We start from the raw sequence: 15,795 nt of genomic DNA on the forward strand, positions 1-15,795 counted from the left end.
AGATAACCGACAGACTACAGCGCTTTGTAAGAAAAACCCGGCATTACGACGTCCGTTTATCCCCGCATCCAGGCGGCACGAACATCAAGCCCCTTCTGCGCCATGCGCCGGAAAATATCGGGCTGGCCTGGATAGGGCAGGGAGGCGGATCTTGCTTATTGGAGGACCAACCGTTGACAGCAGCATTACGCGGCCTGCGTATTATCGATACAACCCATGTTCTCGCGGGTCCCTTTGCGACGTACCAACTTGCCGTTTTAGGCGCAGAGGTGATCAAGGTTGAATCCCCCCATGACCCTGATCAGGCGCGTTGGCAGGGGGTGGACCGAAACCTGAACAACGCCGGTATGGGTACTTCCTATCTAGCGCAAGCCTCGAACAAGAAGAGCGTATGCCTTGACCTTAAAACCATCGAAGGGTGTGAGATACTCAAACGCCTTGTTGAAACTGCAGATGTATTTGTAGAGAATTATCGTCCTGGAGCGCTCGAGGCACTTGGCTTGGGATATAATGCTTTTTCAAATCTCAATCCCAGGCTGATTTATTGCTCCATCTCGGCCTTCGGGCAAACCGGTCAGCGCCGTGAGGAAACGGCTTACGATGGAGTCATCCAAGCCTTTTCGGGTATGATGGCGATGACCGGCACCAGCGCAGTCGGTCCGCTGAAATGTGGTGCACCCGTGGTCGATTATGCAACCGGTACAACGGCGGCGTTTGCCATCGCAGCAGCATTGTTCCAGCGCGAGCGCGCGGGTGGGCGTGGGCAGTTTATCGATGTTTCGATGCTTGACGTGGCTACAATGCTTTGCAGCCCCTATGTCACGGCGCATTTCTGGAATAGCAGTATCCCGAAGCCAAAAGGTAATACCTATCCTTTCGCTACAATCGGCTGTTACGAGACGGAAGACGGATTGCTGATGCTGAGCGCCTCGAACCTTCGTCAGCAGGCTCGCCTCTGGCTAGCGCTCGGGCGGCCGGATCAGATAAAGTCTGATAATAATCAGCGGCTGGATTCCCATGGGCAGGAACAGGCCGTGCTTGCGGAAATTTTTCTTACGCGACCGGCGGATGAATGGGAATTTTTTTTGAAGGGACATCGAGTACCTGCTGCGCGCGTGCGTGGCCTTGAAGAGTCTCTGAAAGACCTTCAACAGTTGGAAAGAGGGGTCTTACAACGCCACAGCGCAGCCGGTACGGCGTTTGAAAATCTAACTGTACCGGTAGCCGCGTTTTCCATGTCGGAAAGTGTCCCTGGCCTTACCGCTCCGCCGCAAGAGGCGGGAGCGCAGACGGGTGAGGTCCTGCGCGCACTTGGATATACGGAAGGGCAGATTGCGGCTTTGCGCGAAGCCCGGGTGATTAACGCGTAATTGGCCGGGTTAACCAAAGAGTTCAGGGGAAATGTCATGGATGCCGCAAGAAAGTTCGCCGCGCTCGCAGCAGGCTGGCGACACAAAACGCTGGAGGCCGAGGTCGAGACAGCGGCCCGGCGCGCGGTTCTTGATTGGTTTGCCACCACGCTCCCTGGCTGCGTCTTGGCGCCTGCGACAGTCCTTGCAAAGGCGTTGGCGTGCGACCGAGGCAGCGGGCGCGCGCAATGCTATGTCGACGGAGTGTCTTCCACCCCTCGGCATGCGGCGCTGCTCAACGCGATCGCGAGTCATACTGTTGAGTTTGATGACATTTTCCGGGACGGGGGTTACCATCCTGGCAGTCCAACCGTAGCCGCGGCGTTGGCTGTTGCGCAGGACCGTAACCTTTCCCTGGAGATGTTTCAGCGGGCCCTAATTGCCGGTTACGAGGTTGGTTGCCGGATTTCATTGGCGGTCCAACCGAGCCACTACGAATATTGGCATACAACATCGACGATTGGCACGATCGGTGCTGCTGTCGCAGGAGCCATGCTGCTTGATTGCGATGAAGAAGCCATCGGTCATGCGATTGGATTGGCGAGCAGTTTTGCCGGCGGTCATCAGCAGAATCTTCAAGGGGTGGGGGCGGCCAAGGCCATGCATCCAGGCCATGCTGCCGATGCCGGGCTCTTGGCCGCCTATGCGGCTGCGGCGGGGCTTACCGCCGCAACCGGTGTGCTGGACGGTATCAAGGGCTTTGCTGCAGCAACAAGCGAGTCGACGGGCAACTGGGCCGCAGCCTTTGAAGGTATCGGGCAATGGACCCCGATTGCCCGGGTCACGGTCAAAAACCATGGCTGCTGCGGGCATATTTTTCCTGCGCTCGATGGCCTGCGAACGATCTTAGCTGAGCGAAACCTTCAACCGGAGCAAATAGCGAGCATTAGTGTTGCCGGCTATGCCGCCACCGCGAAAATGTGTGACAGGCCGCATCCTGTATCAGCACAAGATGCCCGCTTTAGCCTGCAATATTGTCTTGCCGCCCAGAGCCACACCGGAGTTGTTCGATTAGGAGCGTTTACATCTGAGACAATGGCTCGGCATGATATTCGTACCTTTATGAGCAAGATTCGGGTTATGGCTGATGACGATTTAACAGCCCTCTATCCTCGGCGCAGAATGGCAAAGCTCGTAGTAAAATTGCTCGACGGCAAGGAAATTTTTCATATCCAAAAGACTCGAAAGGGTGACCCTGAAGACCCGCTTGCGGACGCTGAAATCGTCTCAAAATATCTAGCAGTTTGCTGAAAAACTCCTGGCGGCCGGATTATGATGTGATTCACTTTGGCTGGCAGGTTTTGTGAGGCGTGGGGTGCGGGGTTCTTTTCGAGATCAGGGCGGGATGTTTTCGTATGTTTCACCAGAAACACGGGTTCCGGCGACCCATCCGTTGCGAGCGATCCGTGCTTTGGTGCGGGATGTTCTGCATGAGATGAGCCGCAGCTTTGCCTGGCTGTATTCCAGGGAAGGCCGGCCCTCGGTGCCGCCTGAACAATTGCTGAGCGCGCTGCTGATCCAGGTGCTGTACGGGATTCGCTCGGAACGGCAGTTGATGGAGCAACTGGATTATAATCTCCTGTACCGCTGGTTTGTGGGCTTATCCCGGATGATCCGGTCTGGAACTCGACCACGTTTAGCAAGAACCGCGAGCGCCTGCAGAACGGCGATATATTCCAGAAATTCATGAGCCGGCTGCTGAACCACCCGCGGGTGACGCCGCTACTATCGGATGAGCATTTCTCGGTGGACGGCACGCTGATCGAGGCGTGGGCGTCGCAGAAGAGCTTCCGGCCGAAGGATGGCAGCGACGATGATGGTTCGGATTTCCACGGTCAGAAGCGTAAGAACGATACCCATGCCAGCACCACCGACCCGGAAAGCCGGCTGTACCGCAAGGCCGCTGGGCGGGAGGCAAAGCTTTCGTATATGGGGCACGCGCTGATGGACAACCGGCACGGCTTGGCGGTGGGTGGCCGAGTGACCCAGGCCACAGGCACGGCTGAGCGTGAAGCCTCGGAAGCGATGTTGAAAGCCAAAGCCAAGTCGGCCGCCGGGCGGATCACCGTAGGCGAAGACAAGGCTTACGATACCGCCGATCATGTCGCCAATCTGCGCGACGCCGGCGTGACACCGCATGTCACACAAAACAACGGTGAGACCAAAACCGGCAGGCACCGCCGCAGCGCGATTGACGGACGCACCACGCGCCATCCCGGTTATGCGATGTCGCAGACCCGCCGGGCGATGATCGAGTGCATATTCGGCTGGGGCAAGCAGCACGGCACGATGCGCAAGACCAAGCTGCGCGGCGTTGCGCGGGTCGCCGGCACCTTCATGCTCAACCTGATCGCCTATAATCTGGTACGCATTCCAAAAATGGTGGCAATATAAGGGACGAGTCTGTCCGCTGGACGAAAAAAGTCCAGAAACCGGCAAGAAACTTCAATCACTTGAACCAAAATCCAGGCCCCAAAGCTAAATCAGAAAAAATAAAACCAAGTTTCGGGGTTTTTCAGCAAACTGCTAGAATTGACCGCCGGAGTAATCCAGGAAGACGCTGCTTCCCGTTTGATGAATGTGATCCTTTATGAGGATAAGTTACCGAGACTAATTTAGGGTCTTAAAAAATATCCGAGGTCGCGGCCGGGCTGTTGGCGAGGCTATGGGCCATGAAGGTGAGGGCGGATTGGAGCTCCGCCCGGCTGGTCGGCCCGCCCAGGCAGATCCGCGCCGCTTCCGGCGGGTTGGAGGAGACGCTGAACGCGTCGGAGGTCACCACGCCGATGCCCACCGCCCGCATCTGCCCCGCAAAGGCAGCCCGGCTCCAACCAGCCGGTAGGTTCATCCAAAGATTGAAGCTGAGCGGGTCGGTCTGGCACAGCCCTGGCGGCAGCAGCTCCGCCGCCAGCTTCTGCCGGGCGGCGGATTCGGTGCGGATGAAGCGCAGAATGGAATCGCCCGTGCCATCCTCGATCCAGCGTGTCGCCAATGCCGCAGTGAGCGGCGATGCCATGACGATATTGGCGCGCATCAAAGCCGCGAAATTCCAGCCCGCTTTGGCGTCCGGGGCGATGACATAAGCTATCCGCAAGCCCGCCCCGAAACATTTGGCCAGGCCGGCGACATGCCATGTCAGCTCCGGCGCCAAGGCCGCAAAGGGGGCGGAGCATGGGCGGGGATGAAGCCATAGGCATCGTCCTCGATAATCGGCAGGCGGTGCCGGCGGGCAATCTCGGTCAGTGCCTCGCGCCGGTTGGCGGGCACGGTCAGGGTGGTCGGGTTCTGCAAGGTCGGGTTCAGATACAGCGCCTTTGGCCGGGCCCGCGCGCAAAGATCCGCCAGCGCCTCGGGCAGGATGCCGTGCTCATCCATCGCCAAGCCGTAAAGCTGCGCCTTATGCTGCGCGGCGATGGCCCGTACCCGGGATAGGTGATGCTCTCGCACAACACCGTATCGCCCGGCTGGACCAGCAGGCTGAAGATCGCCGAAAGCGCAGGGTGCGCGCCGGGGGTGATGAAGAGCCGTTCCTGCGAAGGCACCAGCCCGCGCCGTCCCAGCCAGCTGGATGCGGCATCCTTGGCCTGGGGCGAGCCACCGAAGCCCTGGTAATGCAGCAGCGGCACCAGATCCCGCGCCACCTCATCAAGTCCCGCCTGCATGCGCTCGATCAGCGCCGGATCATCCGGATCCGGCGGTAGGTTCATGGTCAGGTCCACCGGCGCGGTGCGCAGGCTGGCCTTGCTGCCCGTCCGGGTGCGGCTGCGCACAAAGGAGCCGCGCCCGACGGTGGAATCCAGCACGCCCCGCCGCGCTGCCTCGCTATAGCCGCGCGCCACGGTCGTGAAATCCACCCCAGCGCGCCGGCCAGCTTGCGCTGCGGCGGCAGCTTGTCTCCGGCCGCCAGCGTGCCGGCCGCCAGCCCCTCCTCGATCGCATCCGCGATCGCGAGATAAAGCGGCTTGTCGCTCTTCAGAATAGTGGCGGCCCAGTCAATCATCGGAGATGTCCAGTCAATCTGCCCGGAAGCATGGATTTTTGCCGAACTAAAGTCAATTGACCGGACCTTGTTGCATCTCCCGCGCCGCGGCGTGAATAAAGTTTTAACAAAACCCTGCAGAATTTTCTGGAAATGCGCCTCGTAAATAAGCGAAGATTTAAAATACAGGCATTGCTTTGCCGATATAAGATGCAGTCAATAAACACAGTCAAACTAAAAATTGAATACATTTAAGTATGTAAATTGAATAGATTCAATGATGCATTCTTATCGCTAGTCATTTGGCACGGCCCTTGCTGAAGACGCTTTGTCCCCCCGCCTTCGGAGGGGCCAACAGCCAAGGAGTGTCCCCTATGCCTACCGTGACCGCCCCCGCGCATCAGAGCGGCGAATTCTATGTCGACTACGAAGAGAAAGTGTTCGAGGATGTGAAGGCGGCGCCTGGCGAAAAGGCGCTGGTCACCTTCCACACCGTGGCGTTTGAGGGCTCCATCGGCTTCGTCAATCTGCTCCAGGCCACCCGGCTGCAGCGCAAGGGCTTCGAGACTTCGGTGCTGCTCTACGGCCCCGGTGTCACGCTCGGCGTGCAGCGCGGCTTTCCCAAGCTGGGTGATGAAGCCTTCCCCGGCCACCAGAATTTCAACAAGCAGATCGCGAAATTCATGGAAGAGGGCGGCAAGGTCTATGCCTGCCGCTTCGCGCTGCAGGCGCTCTATGGCCATGGCGAACCCTCGCTGATCCCCGGCATCCGGCCGATCAACCCGACCGACGTGCTGGATGTGATTCTGCTGCACCGGCGCGACAACGCCTTCATCCTCGATACCTGGACGCTGTGAGGCGATGATGCAGCCACGCACCTCCCTACGCGCCGGCGCGGTGCAGATCGCTCCCGACCTGGAGCGGCCGGGCGGCACGCTGGAGCGCGTGCTGGCGGCTCTGGCGGAGGCGGCGGGGAGGGGCGTGGAGTTTATCGTCTTTCCCGAGACCTTCCTGCCCTGGTATCCGTATTTCTCTTTTATCGACCCGCCGGTGAAAACCGGCGCGTCGCATCTGAAGCTTTACGAACAGGCGGTAACGGTACCGGGGCCGGTGACCCAGGCCATCGCCGAGGCGGCGCGCAAATACCGGATGGTGATCGTGCTTGGCGTGAATGAGCGCGATCACGGCACGCTTTATAACGCGCAGCTGATTTTCGATGCGGACGGCGCGCTGTTGCTCAAGCGCCGTAAGATCACGCCTACTTTTCATGAGCGCATGATCTGGGGCCAGGGCGATGGCGCCGGCTTGCAGGTTGTACCCAGTGCCGTCGGGCGGATCGGCGCGCTGGCCTGCTGGGAGCATTATAATCCGCTGGCGCGCTATGCGTTGATGGCCCAGCATGAGGAAATCCACGCGGCGCAATTCCCGGGCGCACTGGTCGGCGATATTTTCGCCGAGCAGATCGAGGTGACGATCCGCCATCACGCGTTGGAGAGCGGCTGCTTCGTGGTCAACGCCACCGGCTGGCTCACTGATACGCAGGTGGAAAAAATCTGCCCCAATGAGGCGCTGCGCCCGGCTTTGCGCGGCGGCTGCATGAGCGCGATCATCACGCCCGAAGGCCGGCATGCGGCCCCGCCGCTCACCAGCGGCGAGGGCATCCTGGTCGCGGATCTCGATCTCGGGCTGATCCTCAAGCGCAAGCGGATGATGGACAGTATCGGCCATTATGCGCGCCCCGAACTTCTGAGCCTCAATCTCGATAATCGCCCGGCGCTGCCGATGCGCCCGGCGCAGCCCCTTCCCCCCATCCCATGGAGCCAGGACAATGCTGACGCAGAGATTTGACGCCGATCTGATCGCCGATCTGCAAAGCCACGGCGTAAGGCTGCAAGGCGCTGAGACCGGCCTTGCCAGCCGCAAAGGCGGAGCGGGGCCGACCGACCATAAGGCGATGGTGCTGGGCGGCATGAGCGTGATGGTGCCGGTGCATACCGCCCCCGCCGCGCAGAGCCCGTTCCTGCTGGAGACGCCGGATGAATTCGGCAATGCCATCCTCCGGCGCGGAGGCGAGGTGGCGGGGCTGGTGCGCCTGCCTAAACAGCCCCGCTTCTATGGCCTGACCACCCAGGACGGCGTGCCCTACTCGAAGATCGCCGTGCTGCACGGGCAGGATGTGCTGGCCACCACCGTGCTGCAAAGCTGCGTGCGCTATGTCAGCGCGGAAAAAAGCTGCCAATTCTGCGCCATCGGCGCCTCGCTCGCGGCGGGGCGCACCATCGAGCGCAAAACCCCGGCCCAGCTCGCGGAAGTCGCCAAGGCGGCGGTCGCGCTGGACGGGGTGAAGCATATGGTGATGACAACGGGAACTCCGCCGGGCAAGGATCGCGGCGCGGCGATCCTGGCGGAGAGTGCGGCCGCGGTGAAGGCGGCGGTGGATCTGCCGATCCAGGTGCAATGCGAGCCGCCGGATGAAGATGTCTGGTTCGAGCGGCTGAAGGCGGCCGGCGCGGATGCGCTGGGCATGCATCTGGAGGCGGTGACGCCCGAAGTTCGGGCGCGGATCATGCCCGGCAAGGCGCAGGTGCCGCTTTCGCGCTATATGTCGGCCTTCGAGGCCGCGGTGCCGGTGTTCGGGCGCGGGCAGGTTTCCACCTACATTCTGGCGGGGCTGGGCGACACGCGCGAAGCGATCCTGGACATGTCCGAGACGCTGGCGGCGATGGGGGTTTATCCGTTCGTGGTGCCCTTCGTGCCGGTTTCCGGCACGGCGCTGGCCAACCACCCAGCCCCCAGGCCGGAGTTCATGCGCGCGCTGCTGGAGCCGCTGGCCGGGATCATCCGCAAAGGCGGGCTGGCGGCGGAAGACATCAAAGCCGGGTGCGGCAAATGCGGTGCCTGCTCGGCGCTCTCCGCCTATGAACGGAGGCTGTGATGTTCGAGCCCTTCCGCGCCTTCCTGCCTAGCGAATATCAGGTGAAAGCGGCCACCGAAGGCTGGGAATTCCGCGCCGCCGCCAGGCTTCGCCGCCAGGTTTTCTGCGCGGAGCAAGGGATTTTCCAGCAGCATGACCGCGATGCGATCGATGATGTCGCCCTGCCGCTGGTTGCCGTCTCGCTGCTCGGCGTCGCGGCCGGCGAGGTGGCGGGGACGGTGCGCATCCATGAGGCCGAGCCCGGGCTCTGGTGGGGCTCGCGCCTGGCGGTGGCGCCGGAATTTCGCCGCGCCGGGGCGCTGGGGGCGGCGTTGATCCGCCTGGCTGTCGGCAGCGCGCATGGGCGCGGTGCGAAGCGCTTTCTGGCGCATGTGCAGGCGCAGAATGTGAAAATGTTCCAGCGTCTGCATTGGCACACTCTGGAGGAGATGGAATTGCACGGCCGCAACCACGCGCTGATGCAGGCAGATCTCGCCGCCTACCCGGCCATTCGCGATCCTGCCCTGGGGTTTCGCGCGCTGGCGAGGCAGGCGGCATGAGCCTGCACGAACTCGCTGGCGAGTTGCGTGCCCATGCCGGGCTGGCGGCGAAGCGCGATGTCGCCGCGGTGAGCGCGCTGCTCGGCGCCCAGGCGCCGGGGCTGGGGGATGATTGCGCGGCAATCCCGGATGGGGAGGACCATCTGCTCTTCGCCATCGAAGGCTTCATCGCCCAGTTCGTCGAGGCGGATCCCTGGTTCGCGGGCTGGTGCGGGGTGATGGTCAATCTTTCGGACATCGCGGCGATGGGCGGGCGCGCCATCGCGGTGGCGGATGCGATCTGGGCGAAGGGCGAGAAGGGGGCGGAGTCGGTTCTGGCCGGCATGGCGGCGGCGGCGCGTGCCTACGGCGTGCAGGTGGCGGGCGGGCACAGCAATTTCCGCAGCGCCCAGGGGCAGCTCGCGGTTTCGGTGATGGGGCGGGCGAAAAAACTGCTCAGCTCCTTCGCGGCGAAACCCGGCGAGCTGTTGATCGCGGCGATTGATCTGCGCGGCGCCTACCGGCCGGTGTTCGATAATTTCCAGGCGGCACTCGATGCCCCCCTGAGCGGCTGCGTGGCGATCTCGAATTGTTGCCCGAAATTGCCGAGGCCGGGCTGAGCGGTGCTGCGAAGGATATCAGCCAGGCCGGGCTGGTGGGCACGGCGGCGATGTTCGCGGAATGCTCAGGTGTCGGCATGCGCATCAACCCGCATCTGGTGCCACGGCCCGAAGGGGTTACGCTGGCGCGCTGGTTGAAGAGTTTCCCGAGCTATGGCTATCTGCTCACCGCCACGCCGGAGGATGCACCGGCGTTGCTGGCACGCTTTGCCGGGCGCGGCATTGGCGCGGCGGTGATCGGCGCGGTCGAGGCGCATCAGAAAATCCTGCTCGATGATGGCGCTTCCTGCGAGGAGATCTGGGATTTCGCGGCGCAGGCGCTGATGGGATGTGCGGCATGAGAATCGCCATGCTTACCCATTCCACCAATCCGCGCGGCGGGGTGGTGCATGCGCTGGAGCTGTGCGAGGCGTTGGCGCAGGTCGGGCATCATCCGGTATTGTTCGCGCCGGATACAACGGGGGCAGGATTTTACCGTGCGGCCGCCTGCGAAACCCGCCCCTGGCCCGCGGCTGCGGCGCCGCGCGAGGTGGCGGCCCTGGTGGCGCGGCGCCGGGCGGAATTGTTGTGTCTGTTCACGCCGGATCTGTGCGCGGGGTTCGATCTGTTTCATGCGCAGGATTCGATTTCCGCCAATGCCCTGGCGGATCTTCAGGATGCAGGGCGGATCGGTGCCTATCTGCGCACCGTGCATCATCTCGATGACTTCGCCGATCCGGAACTGGCGGCTTTGCAGGCGCGCGGGGTGAACGCGGCACGCACCTTGTTCGCGGTAAGCCCGGCCGGACGGGCGGCGTTGGCGGCTTCGTTCGGGCGCGATGCCACGCTGATCGGCAACGGCGTTGATACAGCGCGGTTTTCACCGATGCCGGATGCGCAGGATGCAGCGCTGCGCGCGCGCCTGACGCTGGGTTCGGGGCCGGTGGTGCTGAGCCTAGGCGGGGTTGAAAAGCGCAAGAATACGCTGGGGATTTTGCAAGGATTCCGAGCGTTTCGCGCAGCCCATGCGCAAGCTGTGCTGGTGATCGCCGGCGGGGCGAGCCTGCTCGACCATAGCGCTTACCAACGCGAATTTTTCGATGCCCTGGCGCAAAGTGGTCTGCCGGACGGCGCGGTGCGCGTTCTCGGCAAAATCCCCCAGAGCGATATGCCGGCACTCTACCGCCTGGCGGATATGCTGGCCTTCCCCTCGCTGCATGAAGGGTTTGGCCTGGCCGTGCTGGAAGCGATGGCGAGCGGCACCCCGGTGCTGGTGCCGCGTTGTCCGCCTTTCACCGATTATCTCACAGAGCCCGACGCCGCCTGGTGCGATGCGGGCGACATTGCCGGCGCCATGCAATTTTGCCTGCGCCATGCGGCAGCTTTGCGCGCGAGCGGGCTGCAGGTGGCGGCGCGCTGGCGCTGGGCGGATGTCGCGGCGGCGCATCTGCCGATTTATCAACAGCAAAGAGAGCCAGCCCATGCCTGAGATGTGGTTCGATATTTCCTGGCCGGATGGGCGTGAGGAGCGTTGCTATTCGCCCTCCTTGATCGTCCGCGAGCGCCTGACGGAGGATACCGCCTACGCGTTGCCAGCCTTCATGGCGCGGGCAGAAGAGGCGCTGCGCGAGGCCTCCGCAAGGGTGCAGGCGAAATACGGCTTTCCCTGCAGCCGGGCGCTCGGGCAGATCGAACGGCTGCAGGCGAGCGCGAAAAGTTTTGACCATCAGCCCGGCGCGCTGGTGCGCGTGCGGCAATTTCTGGACAAAGGATGATGGGGATGACCGAGTATAAACCGCATGAAATCGACGTCGCGGTGATCGGTGGCGGCCAGGCGGGGCTTTCCGCCAGCTATTATCTGAAAGAGCAGGGGATTTCTCATATCGTCTTTGAGCGCGGACAGGCGATGGAGGCCTGGCGGGCGCAGCGATGGGATAATTTCTGCCTCGTAACCCCCAACTGGCAATGCCAGCTGCCGGGGCATGGCTATGGGGGGGCGGACCCGGATGGCTTCATGCGTAAGCCGGAAATCATCGAGTATCTTGAAGCATTCAAGAAAAAGCTCGATCCTCCCTTGCGTGAGGGGGTGGAGGTGACGCGCGTGGCGCCGCGCGCGCAGGGCGGGTTTGAGATCGTCACCTCGGAGGGGCGCTTTGCGGCGAGCCAAGTGGTCGTGGCCAGTGGTGGCTACCGCGAGCCGATCATCCCCCGCTTCGCCGAGCGGCTGCCGGCGTCGATTTTACAGATCCAGTCGGCGGATTACCGGAATGCCGCGCAACTTCCAGAGGGCGAGGTGCTGGTGGTCGGCTCCGGCCAGTCCGGCGCGCAGATCGCAGAGGATCTGCATCTGGCAGGAAAGCGCGTGCATCTGGCGGTGGGCAATGCGCCGCGCTGTGCGCGCTTCTACCGGGGCGCGATGTCGTCGCCTGGCTGGCGGATATGGGCTATTACGAAATGTCGGTGGAAGAGCATCCGCTGCGTGAAGGCGTGCGCGACAACACCAACCATTATGTCACCGGGCGCGATGGCGGGCGGGATATCGATCTGCGTAAATTCGCCGCCGAGGGTATGCAGCTTTACGGCGCGCTGGACGGTTTCGCGCAGGGCGCGCTGCGCTTCAAGCCCGGGCTGACCCAGGCGCTGGACGCGGCGGACGCCACCTACAATTCCATCAACGCCGCCATCGATAAATTCATCGCCGCGCAAAATATCGAGGCGCCGCCGGCCTCCGTTTACGAGCCGGTATGGCGGCCCGAGGCTGAGCCTCAGGCGCTGAACGTCGACGGGCTGGCGGCGATCATCTGGTGCATCGGCTTCAAGCCCGATTTCGGCTGGCTGGATGCGCCGGTGTTCAACGGCGCCGGGCGCCCGGCGCATCGGCGCGGGGTTACCGCGCAGCCGGGGCTGTATTTCCTTGGCCTGCCCTGGCTGCATACATGGGGCTCGGGGCGCTTCTCTGGCGTGGCGCGGGATGCGGCCTTCATCGTGCAGCAGATCGTCACCGCGCTGGCGAGCGTCTGATGGACGGCACAGCTTGGCCAAGCACCTACGAAGCCGAATATGCAGCCTCGTTGGAGGATCCGCAGGGCTATTGGATGGCGCAGTCGCGGGTGCTCGACTGGGTGCGCCCGCCTCAGGCAGGGTTTGTGCTGCGCCCGGACGGCCAGGCCGGTTGGTTTCCCGGCGGCATGCTCAATCTCTGCGCCAATGCGCTGGACCGGCATGTCGCCGCCGGGCGCGGCGAGCAGGCCGCCTTGATCTGGGAGAGTCCCGCCTGCGGTGCCAGTGATATGTTCACCTACGCGGCGCTGCTGGCGCGTGTGGCCGGGTTTGCCGGGGGGCTGCGCGCGGCCGGGGTCGAGCCAGGGGACAGGGTGGTGATCTGCCTGCCGCCGATTCCGGAATGTTTCGTCGCCATGCTGGCCTGCGCCCGGCTGGGGGCGGTGCATGTCGTCGTCTTCGCCGGGTTCGCGCCGGCTGAGCTGGCGCGGCGGATCGAGGATGTCGATCCGAAGCTGGTGATCACCGCCAGCGCCACCTACCGCGCCGGCCGTGCCACGCCGCTGCTTCCCGGCGTGCGGGAGGCGACGCAGCGCAAGCTGGTCGTGGTGCAGCGCCCAGGCGCGCCGGCCCTGCTCGGCCCCGCAGAGAGCGACTTCGCCACGCTCGAGTACGCCGAACCGATCGTGCCGGTGCCGATGCCCGCCACTGCGCCGCTGTATATCCTGCACACGTCAGGCACCACGGGGCGGCCAAAAGGCGTGGTGCGCGATACTGGCGGCCATGGCGTGGTGCTCGCGCAGTCCATGCGCACGGTCTATGGACTCGGGGCCGGTGAGGTGTTCTTCACCACCGCAGATCCAGGCTGGGTGGTGGGGCATTCCTACGGGCTCTATGCGCCGCTGCTGGCGGGTTGCGCCACCGTGCTGGCCGAAGGCGCCGTGGGCCGGGCGGTGTGGGATATCTGCGCGCGGCATCGGGTGGCGGTGCTGTTTACGTCGCCTTCGGTGCTGCGCGCTCTGCGTCTTGCCAAGGCCGCGCCGCCGCCCTTGCCGCCGCTGCGGCGCATCTTTCTGGCGGGCGAGCGGGCGGATGCAGGCGACAGCGCTTGGGCCGCGCATGCCACCGGGGTGAAGGTGCTGGACCATTGGTGGCAGACCGAAACCGGCAGCGCCATGGCGGGAAGCTTCGCCGGTCTGGGTGATTATGCCGCGCCAGGCAGCAGCTTGCGCCCCGCGCCGGGTTATGAGCTCTGCGCGCTGGACGTGCAGGGGCAGGAACTGCCGCCGGGTCATGCCGGGGAGATCGCCGTGCGCTTGCCTCTGCCGCCGGGCTGCCTGACCGGCATGTGGGGCGCCACGCCAACCTGCTTCTCCTATTCCGGCTATTATCGCAGTTTCGATTACGGCGTCATCGCGCCGGATGGGGGAGTGAGCATCCTCTCCCGTACGGATGACGTGTTGAACATCGCCGGTCGGCGCCTGGGGGCGGGAGAGATCGAGGCGGCCATCGCAGATCATCCGGGGTTATGGCCTGCGCCGTTATCGCCGCGCCGCACCGGCTGCGAGGGGAGGAGCCGGTCGGGTTCGTGGTGCCGCATCCGGAGGCAGGAGCCAAGCTGCAGCCAGAGATCATCGCCCTGGTGCGCGAGAGGTTGGGGGCGTTTGTCGGGCTGCGACGGATCGTGCTGGTGGAGGAGCTGCCGCGCACGAAATCCGGCAAGATCATCCGCCAAGCGCTGTCGGTACAAGTCGTGTTTGATTGACTGTATTAACCTTTAAATTGAATGCATTTAATTCGAAATTGATGGCAGTAACGCCAGCTTTTCACTGTTATTCTGTCAAATGATGGCCTATGTCAGACATTGTGAATGGCGGTGATTGACTGAATGTTGTTTCCATTCAATTTCGAGGTGTGAGATGCATTACAGTTTTGCCGCGACCACATTCCACTGGGTTTTCATCAGCCTGACGCTGGTGCTGTGCGTTGTCGCCTCGCTGCCCACCCGCGCCTGGCTGGGGCCGGTGCATGGCTGCAGCAGCAGATGACGCGCTCAACATCCCAGCGGCTGCAAGCGAGCCTGGCGCCCTTCGCCGGGCGGTTTTCGCAGAGCGAGAGCTTTTTCGCGCGCGGCGGTGGGCTGGCGTTCGATGCGCCCCGCGGGCTGGTATTCCTGGCATCCATGGATGGCTTATCGGTCCAGTCCGCCATCTATCCTGCGGCGCTGATCGAAGCCGCGCAGGCGCGCTGCGTGGTGGAAAATGGCTTTCAGGATTTCGTGCTGGATGTCGGCATTAGCGGCCAGGCAGCCGGCTGGAGGCTGCGCTGCGCGAGCCAGGAGCTGGCGAATGAGATGAGTGCGGCGCTGGCGCGGTTCTGCGGGACACCAGACCAGGCTTTGGGACTTATTCGGCAAGATCCAGCCCGGCTGGGCGCGCGTGCAGGCAATATGCGACTTTGTCCATGGTCATATTAAGTTCGACTATATGCAGGCACGCGCGACCCGCACGGCGCTGGAAGCCTTCAATGAGCGCGTTGGGGTGTGCCGGGACTTCGCGCATCTGGCGGTTACCTTCTGCCGTTGCCTGAATATTCCCGCACGCTATGTGAACGGTCATCTGGGAGATATCGGTGTGCCGGTGGTTGATCCCATGGATTTCAGCGCTTGGATCGAAGTGTTTATCGGTGGAAAATGGCATAGCTTCGATCCACGCAATAATGTTCCAAGGATCGGCCGGATCGTTGTTGCCCGAGGCAGGGACGCGGCCGATGTACCCTTGATCAACTCCTTCGGCCCGCATGTGCTGAAATCTTTCCGGATCTGGACGTATGAGGTGGATGCGTCGTCAGTGGAGCCGTAGCCGTGCGCGCGGGGCCCTGATGGGATTGTCGCCGTTTTCTGAAACCCGGCATGGCCGAGTTTGTGTCTGATGCCACGGTACCATGGCGCGGTCTTGCAATTCACAGCGGAGCGGCCCATACTACCATTTATCGATCTTGCTACTGAACTTTGTTTCCCGCGTTAATCGCGTTGTTGACGATCTTCCTCCTCAAAGTCGATCTGAATAGCTTGTGGCGCATTCCGCGCCGCGGGTTGAACCGTGTGACTGATTGAAAGGAATCGTCATGAATATTGGAACCGTAAAATTCTTCAATACGGCCAAGGGGTTTGGTTTTATCAAACCCGATAACGGAAGCGATGATGTCTTCGTACATATTTCGGCTGTAGAGCGTGCTGGCATGCGCGTCATCACAGAAGGGCAGAAGTTGAGCTTCGAAATCGTCACGGACCACCGTAGCGGTAAAAAAGCAGTGGATAATCTGGCGGCTGTCTAAGCTTCAGCAATTTAGCCAT

At 62.7% G+C, this 15,795-nt stretch carries 16 protein-coding genes and 4 pseudogenes; 16 read left to right on the forward strand and 4 right to left on the reverse strand.

Annotation, left to right across the window (positions count from 1 at the left end; all coding sequences use genetic code 11):
* Positions 1-158 precede the first annotated feature (158 nt).
* From GT370_RS18735 to GT370_RS18745, 3 genes and pseudogenes are all read left to right on the forward strand, one after another.
* A complete protein-coding gene (locus GT370_RS18735; protein WP_008495298.1) occupies positions 159-1,370 on the forward strand; it encodes a CaiB/BaiF CoA transferase family protein in 1,212 nt (403 codons plus the stop codon).
* A 36-nt stretch (positions 1,371-1,406) separates the two neighbouring features.
* Positions 1,407-2,660 (forward strand): MmgE/PrpD family protein, encoded by a 1,254-nt coding sequence (locus GT370_RS18740; protein WP_270183543.1) that lies wholly within the window; start codon positions 1,407-1,409, stop codon positions 2,658-2,660.
* Positions 2,661-2,724: 64 nt separating this feature from the next.
* Positions 2,725-3,803, forward strand: a pseudogene (locus tag GT370_RS18745) (IS5 family transposase).
* A gap of 229 nt (positions 3,804-4,032) precedes the next feature.
* Here GT370_RS18745 and GT370_RS18750 read toward each other — a convergent pair.
* The 4 genes and pseudogenes from GT370_RS18750 to GT370_RS21705 all read right to left on the reverse strand — a co-directional run.
* Positions 4,033-4,503 (reverse strand): hypothetical protein, encoded by a 471-nt coding sequence (locus GT370_RS18750; RefSeq protein ID WP_270183544.1) that lies wholly within the window; start codon positions 4,501-4,503, stop codon positions 4,033-4,035.
* Between the two features lie 41 nt (positions 4,504-4,544).
* A complete protein-coding gene (locus GT370_RS18755) occupies positions 4,545-4,784 on the reverse strand; it encodes a hypothetical protein (protein ID WP_270183545.1) in 240 nt (79 codons plus the stop codon).
* A complete protein-coding gene (locus tag GT370_RS18760; RefSeq protein ID WP_270183546.1) occupies positions 4,709-5,263 on the reverse strand; it encodes an aminotransferase class I/II-fold pyridoxal phosphate-dependent enzyme in 555 nt (184 codons plus the stop codon). Before GT370_RS18760 ends, GT370_RS18755 begins: the two co-directional genes overlap by 76 nt.
* Before the next feature lie 26 nt (positions 5,264-5,289).
* Positions 5,290-5,409 (reverse strand): annotated as a pseudogene (locus GT370_RS21705) (hypothetical protein); the annotation flags it as partial.
* Between the two features lie 353 nt (positions 5,410-5,762).
* Here GT370_RS21705 and GT370_RS18770 point away from each other — a divergent pair.
* The 13 genes and pseudogenes from GT370_RS18770 (at position 5,763) to GT370_RS18835 (ending at position 15,776) form a co-directional block, all read left to right on the forward strand.
* Complete coding sequence (locus tag GT370_RS18770) at positions 5,763-6,245, forward strand: MSMEG_0572/Sll0783 family nitrogen starvation response protein (RefSeq protein WP_008495301.1); 483 nt, start codon at positions 5,763-5,765, stop codon at positions 6,243-6,245.
* A 4-nt stretch (positions 6,246-6,249) separates the two neighbouring features.
* A complete protein-coding gene (locus GT370_RS18775) occupies positions 6,250-7,236 on the forward strand; it encodes a Nit6803 family nitrilase (protein WP_008495302.1) in 987 nt (328 codons plus the stop codon).
* The gene (locus tag GT370_RS18780) at positions 7,217-8,323 is read left to right on the forward strand and encodes an MSMEG_0568 family radical SAM protein (RefSeq protein ID WP_008495304.1); all 1,107 of its coding nucleotides are present in this window, start codon (positions 7,217-7,219) and stop codon (positions 8,321-8,323) included. Before GT370_RS18775 ends, GT370_RS18780 begins: the two co-directional genes overlap by 20 nt.
* Positions 8,323-8,862 (forward strand): MSMEG_0567/Sll0786 family nitrogen starvation N-acetyltransferase, encoded by a 540-nt coding sequence (locus tag GT370_RS18785; protein WP_008495305.1) that lies wholly within the window; start codon positions 8,323-8,325, stop codon positions 8,860-8,862. The genes GT370_RS18780 and GT370_RS18785 overlap by 1 nt, the downstream gene beginning before the upstream one ends.
* Positions 8,859-9,802: pseudogene (locus tag GT370_RS21710) on the forward strand (sll0787 family AIR synthase-like protein). The gene GT370_RS18785 and the pseudogene GT370_RS21710 overlap by 4 nt, the downstream one beginning before the upstream one ends.
* The gene (locus GT370_RS18795) at positions 9,790-10,929 is read left to right on the forward strand and encodes an MSMEG_0565 family glycosyltransferase (protein ID WP_008495307.1); all 1,140 of its coding nucleotides are present in this window, start codon (positions 9,790-9,792) and stop codon (positions 10,927-10,929) included. Before GT370_RS21710 ends, GT370_RS18795 begins: the two are co-directional and overlap by 13 nt.
* Entirely contained in the window at positions 10,922-11,215 is a 294-nt protein-coding gene (locus GT370_RS18800) for an MSMEG_0570 family nitrogen starvation response protein (protein WP_008495308.1), read from the forward strand. The genes GT370_RS18795 and GT370_RS18800 overlap by 8 nt, the downstream gene beginning before the upstream one ends.
* A pseudogene (locus GT370_RS18805) lies at positions 11,215-12,461 on the forward strand (MSMEG_0569 family flavin-dependent oxidoreductase). Before GT370_RS18800 ends, GT370_RS18805 begins: the two are co-directional and overlap by 1 nt.
* On the forward strand, positions 12,461-14,221 hold the full coding sequence (locus tag GT370_RS18810) for an AMP-binding protein (protein WP_442865463.1): 1,761 nt from the start codon (positions 12,461-12,463) through the stop codon (positions 14,219-14,221). Before GT370_RS18805 ends, GT370_RS18810 begins: the two are co-directional and overlap by 1 nt.
* Before the next feature lie 138 nt (positions 14,222-14,359).
* Entirely contained in the window at positions 14,360-14,488 is a 129-nt protein-coding gene (locus tag GT370_RS18820; protein WP_270183547.1) for a hypothetical protein, read from the forward strand.
* Complete coding sequence (locus GT370_RS18825; protein ID WP_270183548.1) at positions 14,485-14,916, forward strand: hypothetical protein; 432 nt, start codon at positions 14,485-14,487, stop codon at positions 14,914-14,916. Before GT370_RS18820 ends, GT370_RS18825 begins: the two co-directional genes overlap by 4 nt.
* A gap of 10 nt (positions 14,917-14,926) precedes the next feature.
* A complete protein-coding gene (locus GT370_RS18830; protein WP_008495312.1) occupies positions 14,927-15,301 on the forward strand; it encodes a transglutaminase-like domain-containing protein in 375 nt (124 codons plus the stop codon).
* Positions 15,302-15,566: 265 nt separating this feature from the next.
* Positions 15,567-15,776, forward strand: a complete 210-nt coding sequence (locus GT370_RS18835; protein ID WP_008495313.1) for a cold-shock protein — start codon at positions 15,567-15,569, stop codon at positions 15,774-15,776.
* Positions 15,777-15,795 lie beyond the last annotated feature (19 nt).

It is taken from the genome of Acidocella sp. MX-AZ03 (assembly GCF_027626035.1).
Classification (GTDB): domain Bacteria; phylum Pseudomonadota; class Alphaproteobacteria; order Acetobacterales; family Acetobacteraceae; genus Acidocella; species Acidocella facilis.

Bases quoted from the DNA above. Each gene is read 5' to 3' on its own strand.
- GT370_RS18740 (WP_270183543.1), top strand. From the start codon at position 1,407: ATGGATGCCGCAAGAAAGTTCGCCGCGCTCGCAGCAGGCTGGCGACAC.
- GT370_RS18755 (WP_270183545.1), bottom strand. From the start codon at position 4,784: ATGGATGAGCACGGCATCCTGCCCGAGGCGCTGGCGGATCTTTGCGCG.
- GT370_RS18770 (WP_008495301.1), top strand. From the start codon at position 5,763: ATGCCTACCGTGACCGCCCCCGCGCATCAGAGCGGCGAATTCTATGTC.
- GT370_RS18775 (WP_008495302.1), top strand. From the start codon at position 6,250: ATGATGCAGCCACGCACCTCCCTACGCGCCGGCGCGGTGCAGATCGCT.
- GT370_RS18780 (WP_008495304.1), top strand. From the start codon at position 7,217: ATGCTGACGCAGAGATTTGACGCCGATCTGATCGCCGATCTGCAAAGC.
- GT370_RS18785 (WP_008495305.1), top strand. From the start codon at position 8,323: ATGTTCGAGCCCTTCCGCGCCTTCCTGCCTAGCGAATATCAGGTGAAA.
- GT370_RS18795 (WP_008495307.1), top strand. From the start codon at position 9,790: ATGTGCGGCATGAGAATCGCCATGCTTACCCATTCCACCAATCCGCGC.
- GT370_RS18800 (WP_008495308.1), top strand. From the start codon at position 10,922: ATGCCTGAGATGTGGTTCGATATTTCCTGGCCGGATGGGCGTGAGGAG.
- GT370_RS18810 (WP_442865463.1), top strand. From the start codon at position 12,461: ATGGACGGCACAGCTTGGCCAAGCACCTACGAAGCCGAATATGCAGCC.
- GT370_RS18820 (WP_270183547.1), top strand. From the start codon at position 14,360: ATGCATTACAGTTTTGCCGCGACCACATTCCACTGGGTTTTCATCAGC.
- GT370_RS18825 (WP_270183548.1), top strand. From the start codon at position 14,485: ATGACGCGCTCAACATCCCAGCGGCTGCAAGCGAGCCTGGCGCCCTTC.
- GT370_RS18830 (WP_008495312.1), top strand. From the start codon at position 14,927: ATGCAGGCACGCGCGACCCGCACGGCGCTGGAAGCCTTCAATGAGCGC.
- GT370_RS18835 (WP_008495313.1), top strand. From the start codon at position 15,567: ATGAATATTGGAACCGTAAAATTCTTCAATACGGCCAAGGGGTTTGGT.